Annotated in this window: 17 protein-coding genes; 9 read left to right on the top strand and 8 right to left on the bottom strand. The window is 66.6% G+C overall.

Annotation, left to right across the window (positions count from 1 at the left end; translation table 11 throughout):
• Position 1: 1 nt before the first annotated feature.
• Genes AC3A6F_RS01445 through mraZ form a run of 6 tightly spaced genes read right to left on the bottom strand, consistent with a single transcriptional unit; the run spans position 2 to position 6,427 of the window.
• Positions 2–1,459 carry a UDP-N-acetylmuramoyl-tripeptide--D-alanyl-D-alanine ligase gene (locus tag AC3A6F_RS01445; RefSeq protein ID WP_487678193.1) on the bottom strand — a complete coding sequence of 486 codons (1,458 nt, stop codon included), beginning with the start codon at positions 1,457–1,459 and terminating at the stop codon, positions 2–4.
• On the bottom strand, positions 1,459–2,988 hold the full coding sequence (locus AC3A6F_RS01440) for a UDP-N-acetylmuramoyl-L-alanyl-D-glutamate--2,6-diaminopimelate ligase (RefSeq protein WP_487678478.1): 1,530 nt from the start codon (positions 2,986–2,988) through the stop codon (positions 1,459–1,461). Before AC3A6F_RS01440 ends, AC3A6F_RS01445 begins: the two co-directional genes overlap by 1 nt.
• Positions 2,988–4,766: a peptidoglycan D,D-transpeptidase FtsI family protein gene (locus tag AC3A6F_RS01435; protein ID WP_487678192.1), complete on the bottom strand. Its 1,779-nt coding sequence runs from the start codon at positions 4,764–4,766 to the stop codon at positions 2,988–2,990. Before AC3A6F_RS01435 ends, AC3A6F_RS01440 begins: the two co-directional genes overlap by 1 nt.
• Positions 4,763–5,035 carry a cell division protein FtsL gene (gene ftsL, locus AC3A6F_RS01430; protein WP_320472860.1) on the bottom strand — a complete coding sequence of 91 codons (273 nt, stop codon included), beginning with the start codon at positions 5,033–5,035 and terminating at the stop codon, positions 4,763–4,765. Before ftsL ends, AC3A6F_RS01435 begins: the two co-directional genes overlap by 4 nt.
• Positions 5,032–6,012, bottom strand: a complete 981-nt coding sequence (gene rsmH, locus AC3A6F_RS01425) for a 16S rRNA (cytosine(1402)-N(4))-methyltransferase RsmH (protein WP_487678477.1) — start codon at positions 6,010–6,012, stop codon at positions 5,032–5,034. Before rsmH ends, ftsL begins: the two co-directional genes overlap by 4 nt.
• Positions 5,999–6,427: a division/cell wall cluster transcriptional repressor MraZ gene (gene mraZ / locus AC3A6F_RS01420; RefSeq protein WP_040776953.1), complete on the bottom strand. Its 429-nt coding sequence runs from the start codon at positions 6,425–6,427 to the stop codon at positions 5,999–6,001. Before mraZ ends, rsmH begins: the two co-directional genes overlap by 14 nt.
• A 501-nt stretch (positions 6,428–6,928) precedes the next feature.
• On the opposite strand from mraZ, the gene AC3A6F_RS01415 reads away from it, so the two are divergent.
• From AC3A6F_RS01415 to AC3A6F_RS01375, 9 genes are all read left to right on the top strand, one after another.
• Positions 6,929–7,555, top strand: a complete 627-nt coding sequence (locus AC3A6F_RS01415; RefSeq protein ID WP_487678191.1) for a response regulator — start codon at positions 6,929–6,931, stop codon at positions 7,553–7,555.
• A 121-nt stretch (positions 7,556–7,676) separates the two neighbouring features.
• A complete protein-coding gene (locus AC3A6F_RS01410) occupies positions 7,677–8,042 on the top strand; it encodes a response regulator transcription factor (RefSeq protein ID WP_487678190.1) in 366 nt (121 codons plus the stop codon).
• A gap of 285 nt (positions 8,043–8,327) precedes the next feature.
• Entirely contained in the window at positions 8,328–8,585 is a 258-nt protein-coding gene (locus tag AC3A6F_RS01405; RefSeq protein WP_487678189.1) for a hypothetical protein, read from the top strand.
• Positions 8,586–8,655: 70 nt separating this feature from the next.
• Positions 8,656–9,687, top strand: a complete 1,032-nt coding sequence (locus AC3A6F_RS01400; RefSeq protein WP_487678188.1) for an AraC family transcriptional regulator — start codon at positions 8,656–8,658, stop codon at positions 9,685–9,687.
• A 31-nt stretch (positions 9,688–9,718) separates the two neighbouring features.
• Complete coding sequence (locus tag AC3A6F_RS01395) at positions 9,719–10,273, top strand: carboxymuconolactone decarboxylase family protein (RefSeq protein WP_071360305.1); 555 nt, start codon at positions 9,719–9,721, stop codon at positions 10,271–10,273.
• Positions 10,273–11,355, top strand: coding sequence for an acyl-CoA dehydrogenase family protein (locus AC3A6F_RS01390; protein ID WP_487678187.1), 1,083 nt, complete (start codon positions 10,273–10,275; stop codon positions 11,353–11,355). Before AC3A6F_RS01395 ends, AC3A6F_RS01390 begins: the two co-directional genes overlap by 1 nt.
• Positions 11,352–12,134, top strand: a complete 783-nt coding sequence (locus tag AC3A6F_RS01385) for an ABC transporter ATP-binding protein (protein ID WP_487678186.1) — start codon at positions 11,352–11,354, stop codon at positions 12,132–12,134. Before AC3A6F_RS01390 ends, AC3A6F_RS01385 begins: the two co-directional genes overlap by 4 nt.
• A gap of 41 nt (positions 12,135–12,175) precedes the next feature.
• Complete coding sequence (locus AC3A6F_RS01380) at positions 12,176–13,402, top strand: ABC transporter substrate-binding protein (protein ID WP_487678185.1); 1,227 nt, start codon at positions 12,176–12,178, stop codon at positions 13,400–13,402.
• Between the two features lie 2 nt (positions 13,403–13,404).
• Complete coding sequence (locus AC3A6F_RS01375) at positions 13,405–14,172, top strand: ABC transporter permease (RefSeq protein WP_487678184.1); 768 nt, start codon at positions 13,405–13,407, stop codon at positions 14,170–14,172.
• Positions 14,173–14,426: 254 nt separating this feature from the next.
• Here the strand turns inward: AC3A6F_RS01375 and AC3A6F_RS01370 are convergent, their stop codons facing one another.
• Positions 14,427–15,440, bottom strand: a complete 1,014-nt coding sequence (locus AC3A6F_RS01370) for a Csu type fimbrial protein (protein ID WP_487678183.1) — start codon at positions 15,438–15,440, stop codon at positions 14,427–14,429.
• On the bottom strand, positions 15,437–17,881 hold the full coding sequence (locus tag AC3A6F_RS01365) for a fimbria/pilus outer membrane usher protein (RefSeq protein ID WP_487678182.1): 2,445 nt from the start codon (positions 17,879–17,881) through the stop codon (positions 15,437–15,439). The genes AC3A6F_RS01370 and AC3A6F_RS01365 overlap by 4 nt, the downstream gene beginning before the upstream one ends.
• Between the last annotated feature and the right edge of the window lie 6 nt (positions 17,882–17,887).

The following is a 17,887-nucleotide window of genomic DNA, read 5'->3' as shown; positions in this document are numbered from 1 at the left end:
ATTAGTGGGCGCCCTTGCCAATGGTGGTTGATCCGGTCAGGTGCTGGACTACGCGCTCCATCTTCATGAAGCGCGAGCCCTTCACCAGCACAGTCGAATTGGTATTGCCGCCCAGTTTTTCATCCAGTGCTGCCAATAATTCGTCGAACTGCTCGTAATGCCGCGCTCCCGACGCGACCAGGTGGCGCGCCAGCTCGCCCGTCGCGAGCACGGTGTCGATGCCACGCGTAGCTGCGTAGGCGCCGATTTCTTCGTGAAACTCTTTTCCTTGCGCGCCGACTTCGCCCATATCGCCCACGACCAGGATGCGCGGCGCCGGATAGGCCGCCAGCACGTCGATCGCGGCCCGCATCGAATCGGGGTTCGCGTTATAGGTGTCGTCGATGACGGTCGCGCCGTTTGCAGCGGTCTTGCGTTGCAGGCGGCCGCCGACCGGGGCGAAAGCCTCCAGGCCGCGCACGACCGCCTCCTGGTCGATCCCGGCGCCGAGCGCGCACGCGATCGCCGCCAGCGCATTGCGCACATTGTGTTCGCCGGCGGCGGCCAGCATCAAGGTGAAGCCATTAGCACCACCGTCATCCCCGCGCAGGCGGGGACCCAAGTTTTCTGCGCCGTCGGCTGCGCCAGCAACCTTGGGTTCCCGCCTCCGCGGGAACGACGTTGTTACTTGCAGCTGGCTGCCGAAACCATTACTGGTGTAGCTGGCGCGCACGTCGCAGGCATCCGACAGGCCGAAGGTGATGACCTCGCAGGCGGCCAGGCCGCGCCACAGGTTCGTATAGACGTCGTCGCCCGGGAACACGGCCACGCCATCGTTCGACAGCGCCTGCAGCACCGAACCGTTCTCGCGCGCCACCGCCTCGACGGTATGCATGAATTCCTGATGCTCGCGCTGGGCGTTGTTCACCAGGCCCACGGTCGGCGTCGCGATCGCGCTCAGGCGGCCGATCTCGCCCGGATGGTTCATGCCCAGCTCCACCACCGCAGCTCGATGAGAAGCGTCGAGGCGGAACAGGGTCAAGGGCACGCCGATCTCGTTGTTCAGATTACCCTGGGTCGCCAGCCGCGCATCTTCTCCGACGGCGGCCGCCAGGATGGATGCGATCATTTCCTTGACCGTCGTCTTGCCATTGCTGCCGGTGACGCCAATTACAGGGATCTGGAACTGCGCACGCCAGGCGTGGGCGATGCGGCCCAGCGCCACCAGGGTGTCAGGCACCACGATCGCCGGCAAGGTCCAGCCTTCCGGCAGGCGCGACACCACGACCGCAGCGACATCGCGTGCGACAACCTGGTCAAGGAAGTCATGGGCGTCGAAGGTCTCGCCCACCAGCGCGACGAACAGCGCGCCCGCTTCCACCTTGCGACTGTCGGTCGATACGCCCTCGAAGGACGCGTCAAGCCCGACCAGGCGTGCGCCCGGAATCGCATCGACCAGTTGTTGCAACGATCCGCGCATCAATGCGTCCTCAACATGGTAAGCCGCGCCGTCAATGCCAGCGAGGCGTGGTCCGCATCCGAGAACGGCATCTTGCGACCCTTGATTTCCTGATAGGGCTCATGGCCCTTCCCTGCCAACAGGATCACGTCCTGCTTGGCGGCCTGCTTCACCGCCAGCAGGATGGCGGCCGCGCGGTCTTCGACCGTCTGCACGCGCGCAGCCTGCGACGTATCCATGCCGGCGACGATCTGGGCGATGATGCTGCTTGGCTCCTCGCTGCGCGGATTGTCGCTCGTGACCAGCACCTGGTCGGCGCCTTGTGCGATGCGGCCCATCTGCGCTCGCTTGCCCGGATCGCGGTCGCCGCCGCAGCCGAACACGCACCACAGCTGGCCGCCGCGGTCCGTCGCGACCTGGCGCAGGGCATCGAGGGTTTTTTCCAGCGCGTCCGGCGTGTGCGCGTAGTCGATCACCACCATCGGCGCATCCGACCCGCCCATCTGCTGCATGCGGCCCGGCGCCGGGACCAGGGTCTCGATCGCATCGACCGCGCCCTTGAGCGCCACGCCCTTGGCCAGCAGCGCGCCCAGCACCGCCAGCGTATTGCTGACGTTGTAGTTGCCCACCAGCTGGGTGCGCACGGTCGCGTTGCCTTGCGCTGTTTCGACCTGGAACTCGGTGCCGGCGTTCTTGCTGCGCATGCCGCCGGCGCGCAGCACGGCCACGCCATCGGGCGCCCCGGCGGCGCCGATGGTGTAGCCGGTGACTGCCAGCGACGGGAAGTTGCTGCGCAAGTGCGCCACCAGGCGCTGCCCGGCCGGATCGTCGAGGTTGACCACCGCGTGTTTCAGGCCATCCCATTCGAACAGCTTGATCTTGGCCGCCTCGTAGCTTTCCATGTCGCCATGGAAGTCGAGGTGGTCGCGCGTCAGATTCGTAAAGATCGCGACGTCGACGTGCATGCCGGCCGTGCGCTCCTGCACCAGGCCGATCGACGAGGCCTCGATGGCGAGCGCGCCGGCGCCCGCTTTTTTCAGGTCGGCCAGCTTCTGGGCCAGCAGCACCGCGTCCGGCGTGGTGTAGCCGGTGACGTCGAACTGCGGCTCGCTTGCAGCCTTGCCCTTGATCAGGCCCACGCCCAGCGTGCCGATCACGGCGGCCGCTTCGCCCAGGCGCGCCAGGGTTTGCGCGGTCCACAACGCGCACGAGGTCTTGCCGTTGGTGCCGGTGACGGCCACGGTGAACATGGCGCGGTCCGGATAGTCCAGCACCGCGTGCGCGATCGGGCCGGCATTCTTTTTCAGCTCGCTCACGGCAAGATGGGGCAATGCGACATCGAAAGCCCAGGTGAAACCATCGGCTTCGTGCACCACGGCGGCGGCGCCGGCTTCGATGGCGGCTTCGATGTAGCGACGACCGTCAGCGGCCTCGCCCGGGTAGGCGAAGAACACGTCGCCGGGCTTGACGCGGCGCGAGTCGGAAACGAGACGGCCGCCTGGGGCGGCGGCGCGAATCCATTCGATGGTGTCGTGCAGGCTCGGGGCCATCACATGCTCTCCTCTAGAGGAACTTCCGGAATGATGATGTCCGTGATCGATGAATCGGGCGGCACGTTGGCGGCCCGCAGCGCATTGGAGAACAGGTCGGCCGCTGTCGGCGCGGCGACGAAGCCGCCGGTGCGCAGGGGACCGGTCGGGTCGTCGACCATCACCGCGATGATAAAGCGCGGCTTGGACATCGGCCCGATGCCGGCGAAGTAACCGATATTGTTGGTGCGCGAGTAGCGGCCATTGACGATCTTCTCGGCGGTGCCGGTCTTGCCGCCGATGCGGTAGCCAGCGACCTGGGCGCGCGAGGCGGTGCCGCCCGGGCCCACCACCGATTCGAGCATGGTGCGCACCTGGGCCGCGGTCTTGGCCGAGATCACCTGCTGGCCCACCGGCTGTTCGTCCACCTTCACGAAGGACAGCGGGATGATGTCGCCGTTGCGGGCGAAGATCATATAGGAGCGCGCCATCTGCAGCAGCGACACCGACAGGCCGTGGCCGAAAGCCATATTGGCGTATTCCACCGGCTTCCAGGTTTTATAGGGACGCACACGGCCGGCGGCGGCGCCGGGGAAGCCGAAGCGCGGCGCCTGGCCGTAGCCGACCTTGGTGTACAGCTCCCACATTTCCTGCTGCGGGATCATCTGGGCGATCTTGACCACGCCGAGGTTCGACGATTTCTGGATGATGCCGCTGACGGTCTGCACGCCATAGTTGTGGAAATCGCGGATGCGGCGGCCGGTCACCATCATATAGCCCGGATTGTTGTCGAACACGGTGTCGGGCGTGACGCGGCCGGTCTCCAGGCCCAACGCCACGGTGAGCGGCTTGATCGTCGAACCCGGCTCGAAGGTGTCGGTGATGACGCGGTTGCGCAGCTGCTCGCCGGTCAGCTTGGAGCGGTCGTTCGGGTTATAGGTCGGGTAGTTGGCCAGGGCCAGCACCTCGCCCGTCTGCACGTCGAGCACCACGGCGGCGCCGGCCTTGGCATTGAATTTCTCGACCGCGTTCTTGATGCTGGTGAAGGCGATGTATTGCAGCTTGCTGTCGACCGACAGGGTCAGGTCGCGGCCCTGGTGCGGCTCGCGGAACATGCCCAGGTCTTCGGCGATGTGGCCGAGGCGGTCCTTGATCACGCGGCGGCTGCCCGCCACGCCCATCAGGGTCTTCTGGTGCTGCAGCTCCATCCCTTCCTGGCCCTTGTCCTCGACGTTGGTGAAGCCCACCACGTGCGTCATCACTTCGCCCTGTGGGTAGAAGCGCTTGTATTCCTTGCGCGTATCGATGCCGTCGATCTTGAGCGCCAGGATCTGGTCGACGATCGGCATCTCGACCTGGCGCTTGAGGTAGACGAAGGTGCGGTCGGAGTCGAGCTTCTTGCGCAGCTCGGATTCCGGCATCTCGAGCAGGTTCGCCAGCGCGCGCAGCTTTTCCGGCGGCGCCTGCAGCACGTCTTCGGGGATGCCCCAGATCGCGCGCACCGGCAGCGAGGTGGCCAGCACCGCGCCGTTGCGGTCGAGGATGCGGCCGCGCGTGGCCGGCAGCTCGAGCGTGCGCTCGTAGCGGCTCTTGCCCTGCTTTTGCAGGAACTGGTTCGATACGCCCTGCAGCCAGACCGCGCGCACGGCCAGCGCGGCGAAGGCCGCGAACAGGACGAACAGCACCAGGCGCGAACGCCAGTCGGGCAGGCGCACCGCCAGCACCGGGCTTTTCGAGAAAGCCACGCCTTTCGACGCGGCCACCCGCGCATTGCTGTTCCTGGCGCCGCCACGCATCATGGGGCGCCCTCCGTCAGGTATTGGGTCCGGGCCGGGCTCAATGGCGCCATTTCGAGCTGGGAACGGGCGATCTGCTCGATGCGCTCGTTCTTGGCCAGGCGCGACTGGTCGAGCTGGAGCTGGTCCCAGTCGACGTCGAGCTGGCGCGCGTGCTGCTGCAGGCGCTCGAGCTCGATGAGCAGGTGGCGCGCCTGATAGCGGGCATTGACGACCGATAGCGCGCATCCCACCAGCAAGGTGGTCAGGAGCACGTTCAGCTTGACGCTCATGCAGGCGTCCCCAGGCGTTCGGCCACGCGCAGCACCGCCGAGCGGGCACGCGGGTTTTCCGACACTTCGGTCGCGGACGGCTTGATCTTGTCGATCAGCTTCATCTCGGGCTGCGGCAGGTCGACGGCGCGGATCGGCAGGCGGCGGTCGGGTTGCTCGACCTTGGCCTTGGAGGCGAGGAATTGCTTGACCATGCGGTCTTCCAGCGAGTGGAAGGAAATCACTGACATGCGCGCGCCCGGCGCCAGCATGCCATAGGCCGCGATCAGCCCTGCCTCGAGGTCCTCAAGCTCTTTATTGATGAAAATCCGGACAGCCTGAAAGGTCCTGGTTGCCGGATCCTTGCCTTTTTCCCAGCCCTTGACCGCGCTTGCCACGATTGCGGCAAACTGTCGTGTGCTTGAAATTGGTTCGACTGCGCGGCGAGCAACAATCGCCTTTGCAATCTGAAAAGCATACCGCTCTTCTCCATAATCGCGTATCACCTTTTCCAATTGAGGTTGCTCCGCGGTCGCAATCCACTCGGCAGCCGACATGCCGCGCGTGGTATCCATGCGCATGTCGAGCGGGCCATCGTTGCGGAAGCTGAAGCCGCGGCTGGCGTCGTCCACCTGGGGCGACGAGATACCCAGGTCGAGCAGGATGCCGTCGACCCGGGGGATGCCGCGCGCGGCCAGCGCGTCGTGCATCGTTGCAAAGCTGTCGTGGACGATCGTGAAGCGTGGATCGTCGATGTGTGAGGCAGTGGCAATCGCTTGCGGGTCTTTGTCGAACGCGATCAGGCGCCCTTGCGGGCCCAGGCGCGACAACAACAGGCGGCTGTGGCCGCCCCGTCCGAAAGTGCCATCTATATAGATGCCGTCAGCGCGTGCGCCCACGAGGTTGAGCGCATCGACCGCTTCGTCAAGCAGCACCGTTCGATGCTGGTACACAGGCACCGTCAAGGAATCCGTCATCGGCGCCTCAGAAAGAGAAATTGGAAAGAACATCGGGCATGCCACCGGCGACGGCCTCGGCCTCGTCCTCGGCCAGCTTGGCGGCATTCCAGATTTCGAAGTGGGTACCCATGCCGAGCATCATCACTTCCTTCTCGAGCCCGACCGCGGCACGCAGTTCGGGCGAGATCAGCACACGGCCCGCGCTGTCGAGCTCGACATCGACGGCGTTGCCGAGGAAAATGCGCTGCCACGCACGGGCCGACATGGGCCAGGCAGCGATCTGCTTACGGTGCTCTTCCCATACCGGGCGCGGGAAGAAGAGGAGGCAGCCATGGGGGTGTTTGGTCAAGGTCATGCGGCCCTCGCACTGAAGCGTAAGGGCGTCACGGTGCTTGGCCGGAATCGACATTCGGCCTTTTGCATCGAGATTGATCGCGGACGCGCCCTGGAACACGTATTTACCTAGCTTTGGAGAGTTGTTTGTCGTTGTTTGCCGGACGCCGGGAGCCGAAGGAGTTACCCCACAACCCTCCCACAAATCGACACTTTTTCACACCGTTTCCCACTTTAGTGGAAGCAATGTTGACGGTCAAGCGAATTCACGATTGACGAATTCGACTTTTTCCAATGAAACCAAGGACTTAGGCGCAGGTGCGCGGCACCCGGCTCAACAAAATGTCCCTTAAAATTAGGGACTTAGCCGTCGTAGTGAATGAAAGGCCTGAGTTGTACAGACGATGTTTACGTTTGAGCAACGTCAATGAGAAGAAAAATATTGACGTAAAGAAACAACTATTGAGGCCGGAAGACCACTGTATGGGCATCCAGCCAATGACCTCGTTGGTATCGGCGAAGCCGGTTGCGGCCTGCGGATGCTTACAACTGTGGCGCACTACGCACTATCCACAGTTAACTATTTTGACTTTGGGAAACTAAAAACGTAAGATCGGAAAATATGAACACCCCAACCAACCTGCAGCCGGCATCGACCTACAATGCCGCGGACTATTGCTCGACCAAGGAGGCCGCGGCCACCCTTGGCGTCTCGCACCGCACGGTGCAGCTGTGGGTGGAAAACGGCACGCTGCAGGCCTGGCGCACCGCCGGCGGCCATCGCCGCATCACGGTGGAATCGGTGAACCGCCTGGTCGATGGCCGGCGCATCGCCATCGGCGCGCCTCCGGCGCCAGCCAGCGCGCCGGCGCCGGGGAAGCCGCGGGTACTGGTGGTCGACGACGATCCCCTGATGCTGCGCCTGTATGAACTCGAGATGGCGGGCTGGGGCCTGGACTTCGAGGTGGTCAAGGCGAATAATGGCTTCGAAGCCCTGATCCGCATCGGCGAGCAGCGCCCCGACCTCCTGGTGAGCGACCTGAACATGCCGGGCATGGACGGTTTCCGCATGATCCGCACGCTGCGCGAGGACAGCGGCACGGCCGGCATGAACATGATCGTCGTTAGCGGCCTGGACCGTGCGACGATCAAGGCCATGGGCCTGCCCACCGACATTCCGGTCTTCCCCAAGCCGGTGCCTTTCGGCGAACTGCGCGGCGCCGTCGAGAACGGCCTGGTGCGCGCGTAAACGTAAACTGCTATGCTGACCACCGGCGCAGCGCGCGTCCGGCCCATCAGGGAGCTGTCATGTCCGCATTCCCGTCACCGCAAGTAACAAGCCATCCGCCCGTCGAGGCGCGCACGAGACCATGAGCAGGACGATCCTCGTCGTCGACGACCAGGACGAACTGCGCCTGCTGATCTCGCTCACCCTGCAGTCGCTGGGACGCATCGTCGAAGCGTCCAATGCCGAGCAGGCTTTAGCCCGGCTTGCCGACGAGCACCCCGACCTGGTCGTGCTCGACATCTGGCTCGGTCCCGGCGCCAGCGGCCTCGACGTATGCGCCGAACTGCGGCGCGATCCGCGCCATGCGGCAACCAAGGTCATCCTGCTGTCGGCCTGCGGCCAGCAAAGCGATATCGCGGCCGGCATGGCGGCCGGGGCCGACCTGTACGTGGTCAAACCGTTCAGTCCGCTGGAATTGCTCAATGCGGTACACGGCCTATTGGGCTGAAACGTTGTTCTTGAGAAACAAATATTTCTTTAGAGTCACTTTTCTAATTCCAGCGCCAATTCCGTAAATCCGAACACTTTCGTGATAATACGTTAACCTAAACGTGTCCATTGGCGCCGTCCGCATCGTCCGGCGTCCGCGATCTGTTGAACAAACCCGCAAAAGCAAAAATACACAATTGATATCAGTCTCGCCGATGCCGGCGCGGCGACGCGCAAGCTGCCTATAAAGCCGTTATGATGGGTTCATCGACTATTTACCCGGCAATTCTCGGCTTCCACCATCATGTTGCGCGCATCCCGTCTCCTCGCGGCCAGCCTGGCCGCCGTCACCCTGGCCCTGCCGGCCGTGGCGGACGCGCGCGTGGTGTCGGCCAGCTTCGAGGCGCGCTTTGAGATCGTCGCCACCTGCTCGGTCAGCGTGGCCCGCTCGGTGGACGTCGCCTGCGCCAGCCCGGGCACGCCCTACCTGCTCGATTCCAGCGCCGCACCTTCCCAGCGTAGCGCTGACCTCGAGGCACGCCGCGTTACCGTCTACTTCTAAGACGTTTTCCTTATTTGCATATCAGCTTTTCTTCGTAGGTCGCTGGACAAGCGCCATCGATAATGGCTGAGTGAATCATTCCGCCCCTACTCCCGACACCCACGCAGCCGCGGACAATGCCGACCGCCTGGTACACTGGCTGATCGACAGCGTGCAGCTGGAAGCGACGGTATTCCACCTTGGCCAGTACTGCGGCCGCTGGCAGGCGTCCACCGCCGGCCGCGGCCTGGGCAGCTTCCACCTGGTGCTGCATGGCGAGTGCTACCTGCACGCCGAAGGCCGCGCGCCGGTCCACTTGCGCGCGCGCGACGGCGTGTTCATGTTGCGCGATACGCCGCACTTCCTCAGTCCCGACCCAGATCCGGCCAGCGCTCCCCCTGGCCAGCCGATGCAGCAGCTCGGCCAGGCCGCGCCCGACGCCATCGCCCTGGCCTGCGGCTTCTTCCACTTTCGCAGCGCGCTCAGCACGCTGATCGCCGACTCCTTCCCGGACAGCCTGGTGCTGCGCGCCGACGACCCGTCGCTGCAGGCCCTGAACGCGCTGTTCGAACTGATCCTGGCCGAGCCGGCGCGCGATCCCGACGCGCCGTCGCCGCTGGTGGCGCGCCTGGCCGAGCTGATGTTCTTCTATGTCATCCGCCACGTGGCGCGCCAGCAAGACATCGCCACGGGCCTCTTGGCCGTGGCCAGCCGCCCCGAGTTCTCGCCCCTGCTCGACCGCATGATGCAGGAGCCCGGATCGGACTGGTCGACCGAGAACATGGCGCGCGCGGCCCATATGTCGCGCTCGAGCTTCTATAAACACTTCAGCGAGGCCAGCGGCCAGGCGCCGGCGCAGTTCCTGTTGCTGCTGCGCATGAAAATCGCGGCCCAGCGCCTGCATGGTGGCGAGACGGTCGAGCGCACGGCCGGCCATGTCGGCTACAACTCGTACGCGGCGTTCTCGCGCGCCTTCCATAAGGTGATGGGCGAGCATCCGGGCACCTTCCGGCGCGGCCGGCACGTCCACGTCAAGACGTCACCGACCGGGCCGATTCGGACGATCGAGCAGAAAACAAGGACGGGTGTGTCCAAACGTGTTTTTCATTCGCCGCTAAAATGACGGACCCAACGCTTTGATAGAGAGATCCGCCATGTCCCGCCTGACCCTGCATACCCAAGAAACCGCGCCTGAAGGCAGCCGTCCGTTCGTGGACAAGGCCGTCGCCAACAACGGCTTCCTGCCGAACCTGATCGGCGTGCTGGCCAATTCGCCGCAGGCGCTGCAGACCTATATGACGGTGTCGGGCATCAACGCCGAGACCAGCCTCACGCTGCCGGAACGCGAAGTCGTGCAGATCACCGCCGCCCGCATCCACGGCTGCGACTTCTGCATCGCCGGCCACACCGCCATCGCCCTCAAGAAGGCCCAGTTGCCGGTCGAGACCGTCCGCGCCATGCAGCAAGGCCAGGATACCGGCGACGCGAAACTCGACGCCGTGCGCCGGTTCTCGGAAGCCGTCATCGCCACCCGCGGCGGCGTGAGCGACGACGCGCTGGCCGCCTTCAAGGCCGCCGGCTACAACGACCAGCAGGCGCTGGAAGTGGTGCTGGGCATCAGCCTGGCCACCCTGTGCAACTTCGCCAACACCCTGGCCGGCAGCGCGATCAACCCGCAGCTGCAACCCTTCGCCAGCGGAGCCATCTGATGGCAAACGGCGAACAAACGGCGCTGCCGCCAGCCCTGGCCGAGTGGCTGCAGGCCAATGCGGATGAATTGGACAGCACGCCCGCGCTGGCGAGCGAAGTCGTGCCGCGCCTGGCCGGCGCCGGCCTGTTCGCCGTCGGCGTACCGCAAGACCTGGGCGGCAGCGGCGGCGCCACGATCGACGCAATCGACGCCATCGCGGCCGTGGCCGAATATTCCGTCACCGCCGCCTTCGTGTTCTGGGGCCAGCGCACCTTCATCGAATACCTGCTGCAAAGCCCGAACGAGGCCATGCGCGCGCGCTGGATCGGCCCACTGGTGCGCGGCGAGTTCGCCGGCGCCACCGGCCTGTCGAACGCGATGAAATTCCTGTCCGGGATCGAGTCGCTGCAGATCACGGCTACCCCGAACGACGCCGGCTGGCAGCTCGACGGTTCGCTGGCCTGGATCACCAATCTGCGCAAGGAAGGCTTCATCGCCGCCGCCGCCGTCAATTCCGCCGGCGACCTGCCGCCCGCGGTGGTCGCCTTCATCAGCGACAGCGCCGGCGTGACGCGCAGTCCCGACCTCGAACTGATGGCCCTGCGCGGCAGCAATACCGCCGCCGTCAAGATCGAGGGCGTGCAGATCGGCGAGGGCGAAGTGCTGCATCCGAACGCGCGCGCCTGGCTGCCGGGCGTGCGCCCGTCCTTCCTGGGCCTGCAGTGCGGCCTGTCGATCGGCCTGGCGCGCGCCAGCCTGCGCGCGGCGCATGCGCTGTCGACCGCCATGCGCGGCCCGCTGCTCGAGCGCATCGTGGCCCAGCAAGTGGCGCTGGACGACCTGGTGACGCAGCTCAAGGATGGCGTGGCCGATGGCCGCTTCAAGACCGCTGCGGCCCCGATGTTCCGGCTGCGCATCGCGCTGGCCGAATCCGTCCAGCAAGCCGTGATGCTCGAATTGCAGGCCAGCGGCGGCCGCGCCTACCTGGTCGACCGCGACCGCAGCTTCGCGCGCCGCTGGCGCGAGTCGGCCTTCATCCCGATCGTCACCCCGAGCCTGACCCAGCTGCAGGTCGAACTCGCGAAGCACGGCGCGGCATGACGGCGCCCGTGCTCGAACAAGGCGCGACCGCGCTGTCCGCCTCCGGCCTGCGTATCGGCTACGGCGGCAAGACCGTGGTCGACGACATTTCGCTGACCATCGACAAGCGCGAGATCGTGTGCCTGCTGGGCGGCAGCGGCTGCGGCAAATCGACCCTGCTGCGCGGCCTGGCCGGCCTGAGCCCGGCCCAGGCCGGCCAGGTCAGCTTTTTGGGCGAGCCGTTGCTGGAACCACACCCGCGCGCGGCGCTGGTCTTCCAGCAACCGAGCCTGCTGCCCTGGCTGAACGTCGAAGGCAATGTCGGCTTCGGCCTGGATTTCGCGCGCCAGCCGGCGATCGCCCGCGACGCGCGCAAGCAGCGGGTGGTCGAGGCCATCGAGGCGGTCGGCCTGGCGGCGCGCGCGCATGCCTATCCGGCCCAGCTGTCCGGCGGCCAGGCCCAGCGCGTGGCGCTGGCGCGCGCCCTGGCGCGCCAGCCCGAGCTATTGTTCGCCGACGAGCCGTTCTCGGCGCTGGATGCGATCACGCGCGCCGAGATGCAGACCCTGCTGGTCGACCTGGTGCACCGCTGGCATACCGCCGTCCTGCTGGTGACCCACGATATCGACGAAGCGATCCTGGTCGCCGACCGCATCCTGCTGATGGCGGTGCAGCCCGGCCAGCCAGGCAAAATCGTCCGCGAATGGAAGGTCGACCTGCCGCGGCCGCGCCACGAATACGCCGAGGGCGTGGCCGGGCTGCGCCTGGACATCATCAAGGCGCTGCGCGAAGGCGCCTGACGTTTCGAACCACGCAAGCACAATAAATAAGAGGAAAACCCATGAACGACTCGATCCACATCTGCGCTTCTTCCGACTGCGATTGCGGCATGACCCGGCGCGACTTCCTGCGCATGTCGGCCCTGACCGGCGCGGCCGCGGCGTCGCCGCTGCTGTTCGCGGGCGAGGCCGCGGCGCAGAACTTCAAGGGCGACGACCAGCCGGTCAAGATCGGCTACCTGCCGATCACCGACGCCGCGCCGCTGCTGGTGGCGCACGGCCGCAAGCTGTTCGAGCAGCAGGGCCTGAAGGTCGAGACGCCGCGCCTGTTCCGCAGCTGGGCCCAGATCATCGAGGCTTTCGTGGCCGGCCAGGTCAATGTGATCCACCTGCTGTCGCCGGCGACCCTGTGGGTGCGCTACGGTTCGAAATTCCCGGCCAAGGTGGTGGCCTGGAACCACATCAACGGTTCGGCGCTGACGGTGCAGAACGAGATCAACTCGGTGCTTGAGCTGGGCGGCAAGACGGTCGCGATCCCGTTCTGGTACTCGATCCATAACATCCTGCTGCAGAAGATCCTGACCGCGAACAAGCTGAGCGTGGTCACCCGCGCGCGCGGCGCCGCGCTCAAGCCCAACGAGGTCAACCTGATCGTCCTGGCGCCGTCCGAGATGGTGTCGGCGCTGGCGACCAAGTCGATCGCCGGCTACATCGTGGCCGAGCCGTTCAATGCGGCGGCCGAGAATGCCAAGATCGGCAAGGTGCTGCGCTTCTCGGGCGACGTCTGGAAAAACCACGCCTGCTGCGTGACCTTCCTGGCCGAGCGCGACCTGAACGACAAGCCGGAATGGTCGCAGCGCGTGACCAATGCCATCGTCAACGCCCAGCTGTGGTCGCGTTCGAACCAGGTCGAGACGGCCAAGCTGCTGGCCGCGACCGGCCCCAACAAGTACACGCCGCACAATCTGCAGGCGCTGACCAAGGTGCTGGCCACCACCGATTATTCGGATTACGAAAAGCGCCGCATCGTCGCCCACCCGGCCTGGAACCAGCGCCGCATCGACTTCCAGCCGTTCCCGTTCGCGTCCTATACGGAAGAACTGGTGCGCGCCATCGGCCAGACCAAGGTCGAAGGCGACATCAGCTTCCTGGCCAAGCTCGATCCGAAGTTCGTGGCGCGCGACCTGGTCGACGACCGCTTCGTGCGTAAATCGATCCAGGCCGTGGGCGGCCCGGCCAAGTTCGGATTGCCGGCCAACCTCCTGCGCCTTGAAGCGATCGCGGTCTGACGATGCTGAGACGTTTCTTGTGGCCGGTCGCCGGCTTTGCTATCGCGCTGCTGCTGTGGTCCTGGGGCGTCAAGGGACTCGAAGAGACCACGCCGATCGCGGCGATGTTCGCGCCAGTCGAGACCTTCAAGGCCTTCCACGTGATGGTGCTGGGGGCGGACATCTGGCTGCACGTGGCCACCAGCCTCAAGCGGGTGGCCGTGGGCCTGGGCTTTGCGATCCTGTTCGGCGTGCCTTTGGGGATCCTGGCCGGCATGTCGAAGGCCTTCAGCCAGGCCAGCACGCCGCTGTTCCAGCTGCTGCGCATGGTCTCGCCGCTGTCGTGGATGCCGCTGGCGGTGATGGTGCTGGGCGTCGGCGACGCGCCCGTCTACTTCTTGCTGGCCTTCGCCGCCGTGTGGCCGCTGATGCTGGCCACCGCCGCCGGCGTGGCCCAGCTCGACCCCAACTGGATGCTGCTGGCGCGCTCGCTGTCGGCCACCAAATGGGAAGTGGTCTGGCGCCTGGTGCTGCCGGGGATCACCGCGCATATCCTGACCGGCGTGCGCCTGGCGATCGGCATCATCTGGATCGTGCTGGTGCCGGCCGAGATGCTGGGCGTGTCCGCCGGCCTCGGTTACTTCATCCTCGATACGCGCGACCGCCTGGCTTATTCGGAACTGACGGCCGCCATCATCCTGATCGGCCTGCTCGGTTATGCGCTCGACTACGCAGCCCGCTTCGTGCATGCGCGCTGGCTGCATTCGGTGCCGTCCGATCCGCTGCGCTGATCGGCCCTGCGATCCCCGCCCCCGCGCGGGGATTTTTTTTAGAACGTCAGCTGCACCGTGATCGTATCGCGGTAGTTGCCCGGCGTCGGCGCGCGCTGGCGCGGCGCCGAACAACGGGGTCAGGTCTGGCATTCAGACACGGCCTCGACAACAAATCGCTCTTGAAGGCTGAGCTTGTGTCTAAATGTCAGACCTGACCCCAGCTGTTCTGATCTGCCCTTCCTCCCCGCCTGGCGCGGGGAGTTTCCTTTGCCTCAAAACGTCAGCTGCACCGTGATCGTATCGCGGTAGTTGCCCGGCGTCGGCGCGCGCTGGCGCGGCACCAGGCCATGCATCATGACGCTCTGCGTCGCGCCGCTACCGGTGCCGGTGTACACCACGGTGCCGCCGCTGCCGTCGCCCCAGATCGCGCCGTCCGGCGTGGACGAGATCCGGTAGCCCAGGGTTTCCCCGGTCAGGCTGTTCTTCATGGTGCGCGCCGCCGGATTGCCGGACAGGCCGCCATTCATCGAGACCTGGTAGCTGCTGTTGGCGGTGCAGGTCACGCTCAGGGGCGCGCTGGCGCGCCGTTCGCTCAAGGGGCTGCCCGAGCCGAATACCAGGTTGCTGGCGCTGATCAGGCAGTTATTGGTCACGGTGGCGCGCGCCTGGAAGGCGAACGACTCGGTGACGCCGGCGGTGCACGACTTGCCGAGTCCGAACGAGTACTGCAGCGTGCCATGGCCGGCGAAATTGGCCGTGTATAAGGTGTCGGTATTGCCCGAGGTGCCGACGCCGGACAGGCTGGCAGCCGGTATGCGGCCATAGATCGTGACGCTCTGGGTCACCCCGCCCAGCGACAGCAGGCCGACCAGGACGCCCGAGATCGGCTTGGCGCCGATGGTGCTGGTGTTGCCGCCCCACAGCCAGGCCGAGGTGGCCGACGGGTCGGCGTACAGATTGAAGCCGAGGCGCCGCGAACCGCTGGTCAGGTAGCGGGGATCGCCGGTGCCGCCGCCGCTGCCCGGACCCAGGTTGACGCAGACGTTGGCAGCCGGCAGCAGCAGCGCCGACTGGCCCAGCAGCAGGGTCCAGTAGCAGGTCACGTTCAGGGTACCGGTCGCCGTGTAGTCGGTGTTGGCGATCGGGCTGACCACGCCGAAGTCGATGTCGGTCATGGTGGCGGTACAGGTGTCGGCGCGCGCGCCGGGAATGGCGAGCAGCCACAGCAGCGCCGCTGCAGGCAGGGTCCGCAGCAGCCGGACGTTCATGGTCGTCATCTTCATCATGGTTGTTTTCCTTGCACGGGCTGGCATACCAGCGGTCCGATGGTCGGCAGTTCGCCCTCCACCGGCTTGTAGTCGAAGCGCACCTCGCAGGCATCCGCACCGGACCCGACCGTTACCCGGTTCTGCGCCCGCAATCCTTCCACGAACAACACGCCATCGTAACCCACGACCGCGCCGGCCTGACCGCGGGTCCCGGCGCCTTCGAGCTGCGCGGGGGTGCCGACCTCGGGCGGCGTGCCGTCCGGCCTGAGCACCATCAGGGTCGCGGCCGCATAGCGTTCGATCTCGAAGCGCGCCACCACGCCGGCGTATTCGCGCGGCACCACGTCCTGGCTGCTGCCGGCGATGCGGGTATCGGGCGGCAGCGACGACGGATCGATCGCGATCCGGTTGGCGGCGTACGGTTGCAGGTCGGGCACCAAGAGGCGTCCCTTGCTGTCGGTGCGGCCGATCACGCGGTTGTCATGCAATACCGGCAGGTCCGGCGCGCCGGTCGAGACCAGCGCGAAGCCGTTGCCGACCTGGCGCGCGGCGACCACGGTGCCATCCATCGCCACCAGGGCGCCGCTGAAGTCCAGGCTGGTATTGCTGCCGCCATTCACGTGTTGCGTCGAGATGGCGGCGCGGCCGTGCGAGCCGAGATACTGGACTTGCGCCTGGTGGTAGCGCTGGGCGCCGGCCATGCCGGACTGCAGCCCCCAGCCCAGGCCGCCCTCGAAGTCCGGCGCGCGGCCGAGCGACATCGAGGCCGCCGTCTCGCCGCGCTGGCGGCCGGCGTTGGTGTTGAACGCGATGCGCGAATCGAAGGCCATGCTGAACGTGAACGTGATGCCCCGCTCGGCGCTGCGCTTGAGGTCCTGGAAAGCACTGACGCTCAGGTTGCCGCGCAGCCCCACGCTGCGCGACCAGGCCAGCGACACGTTGCGCGTGACGCCCGGCGTCTCTTCGACCGGGCCGATCGGGGTGCCGCCGCCGGCGCCGGGGCCCAGCGGATCCGGCGCCAGGCCCAGGCCGTTCTCGGGCGGCAGGCGCAGCTGGATCAGGCTCACACTCAAGCCATTGCCGCGGTACGAGGTGCTCAGCGTCGCGCGGTCGGTGGCGCGCGGCACCGGCACGCCTTCGAGCACGCCCAGGTCGCCGTAGTTGCGGCTGGCGCGCACCGACTGTACGTCGAAGGCGAAGCGCGGCGACACATATTGATAGCCGAGACTGGCCTGGCCGCCGCGATGGCGGCCGCCGCTCGCGGCCAGCGCGGCGCTGAACACGCCCGCGTTCGGGATGCGCTTGAGCACGCCGGCGCCGGCCAGCACCAGGCCGCTGCCCGCCTCGGCATGCCCCTCGAGCGTCATGGTATCGCTCCAGCCGTGGCGCCAGGACGCGAGCGCCGCCGCATTGCCGTAGCGGAAGGAGTGCAGGCCGTAGTCGCGCCGCAGCGCACCGACGGAGACCGCGAAATCGCTCAGGCCGCGCGCCAGCAGGCGGGTGTCGACGTACAGCGGCAAGGTGGTGGCGACTTCGCGTCCGAGGGCGTCGCGGGTGACCACGGTGGCCTGGCCGGCGCCGTTCAGGCCCGTCACCTGGTCGACCACGAAGGGGCCGGTGGGCACGGCGGTGCTGAACTGGCGCACGCCGTTGACGTACAGGTCGACGCTGCTGGGCACCACGGCGGAACCGGCGACCGAGGCTACCGGATAGGTCACGAGGTCGGGCCGCAGTTCGAAATTGCGGCGCCATTCGATGCCGCCCAGGCGCATGGCGCGGGTCCAGCTGAGCGCCGGGGCGACGGTGTCGCCCACCTGCCAGGTCGAAAGACGGTCTTGCGACGAGCGCACCCAGCTCGTGTCGTAGCGGATATACCCCCTACCCTCTCCGCGCAATATGGCGGCGCCCGTGCTGTTGAGCGACCCATGGCGGTCGAAATAGCGCAGGTCGAGGGTGCCGGCCAGCGAGCGCGAGCTGCTCTGTCCGAACAGATTGTAGTTGAGGAGCATGCCGCGGCTGGCCTGGGCCGGTCCGGCCTGGCGTACCGTGCGTGCGCTCAGCACGCGCTGCTCGCGCAGGGCGTCGGTCAGGGTCAGGGCCAGGGCCTGCCGGGCGGGGTCGTAGGCCCAGCGCATGCCGCGCACCTCGTCCAGCGAAAAATCGCTGCGCCCGGCCACGCCGAAGCGGGCCGGGTCCAGGCCCAGCTCGCGCAGGGACTCGACCGTCATGCGCAAGGTGGACCCCAGCTGGATGACGGAAACGATCTGGCCGGTCGGCTGGCCGTCGATGCTGGTATCGAGGAAGAGTTCGACCGCCTGGTCCGCCACCGCCGCTGCGGGCGTGGATGCAGGCGTGGAGACAACCTGGGCCACTGCGGCGGCGATCGGCGTCAGGCACAGGGCGAGCAGGCAGGACGAGCGCAGCGCCCGCCATGGCGGGCGGCGGGTCAAGTGCTGCACGAGGAC

The sequence above is a fragment of the Massilia sp. Soil_C_3 genome (assembly GCF_057657035.1).
The sequence above is the reverse complement of the archived record's forward strand: the minus strand, read 5'-3'. Positions and strand labels throughout refer to the sequence as shown.

Bases quoted from the DNA above. Each gene is read 5' to 3' on its own strand.
- AC3A6F_RS01370 (WP_487678183.1), bottom strand. From the start codon at position 15,440: ATGATGAAGATGACGACCATGAACGTCCGGCTGCTGCGGACCCTGCCT.
- AC3A6F_RS01410 (WP_487678190.1), top strand. From the start codon at position 7,677: ATGAGCAGGACGATCCTCGTCGTCGACGACCAGGACGAACTGCGCCTG.
- AC3A6F_RS01395 (WP_071360305.1), top strand. From the start codon at position 9,719: ATGTCCCGCCTGACCCTGCATACCCAAGAAACCGCGCCTGAAGGCAGC.
- AC3A6F_RS01380 (WP_487678185.1), top strand. From the start codon at position 12,176: ATGAACGACTCGATCCACATCTGCGCTTCTTCCGACTGCGATTGCGGC.
- AC3A6F_RS01385 (WP_487678186.1), top strand. From the start codon at position 11,352: ATGACGGCGCCCGTGCTCGAACAAGGCGCGACCGCGCTGTCCGCCTCC.
- ftsL (WP_320472860.1), bottom strand. From the start codon at position 5,035: ATGAGCGTCAAGCTGAACGTGCTCCTGACCACCTTGCTGGTGGGATGC.
- AC3A6F_RS01405 (WP_487678189.1), top strand. From the start codon at position 8,328: ATGTTGCGCGCATCCCGTCTCCTCGCGGCCAGCCTGGCCGCCGTCACC.
- AC3A6F_RS01445 (WP_487678193.1), bottom strand. From the start codon at position 1,459: ATGCGCGGATCGTTGCAACAACTGGTCGATGCGATTCCGGGCGCACGC.
- AC3A6F_RS01435 (WP_487678192.1), bottom strand. From the start codon at position 4,766: ATGATGCGTGGCGGCGCCAGGAACAGCAATGCGCGGGTGGCCGCGTCG.
- AC3A6F_RS01375 (WP_487678184.1), top strand. From the start codon at position 13,405: ATGCTGAGACGTTTCTTGTGGCCGGTCGCCGGCTTTGCTATCGCGCTG.
- AC3A6F_RS01440 (WP_487678478.1), bottom strand. From the start codon at position 2,988: ATGGCCCCGAGCCTGCACGACACCATCGAATGGATTCGCGCCGCCGCC.
- AC3A6F_RS01415 (WP_487678191.1), top strand. From the start codon at position 6,929: ATGAACACCCCAACCAACCTGCAGCCGGCATCGACCTACAATGCCGCG.
- AC3A6F_RS01390 (WP_487678187.1), top strand. From the start codon at position 10,273: ATGGCAAACGGCGAACAAACGGCGCTGCCGCCAGCCCTGGCCGAGTGG.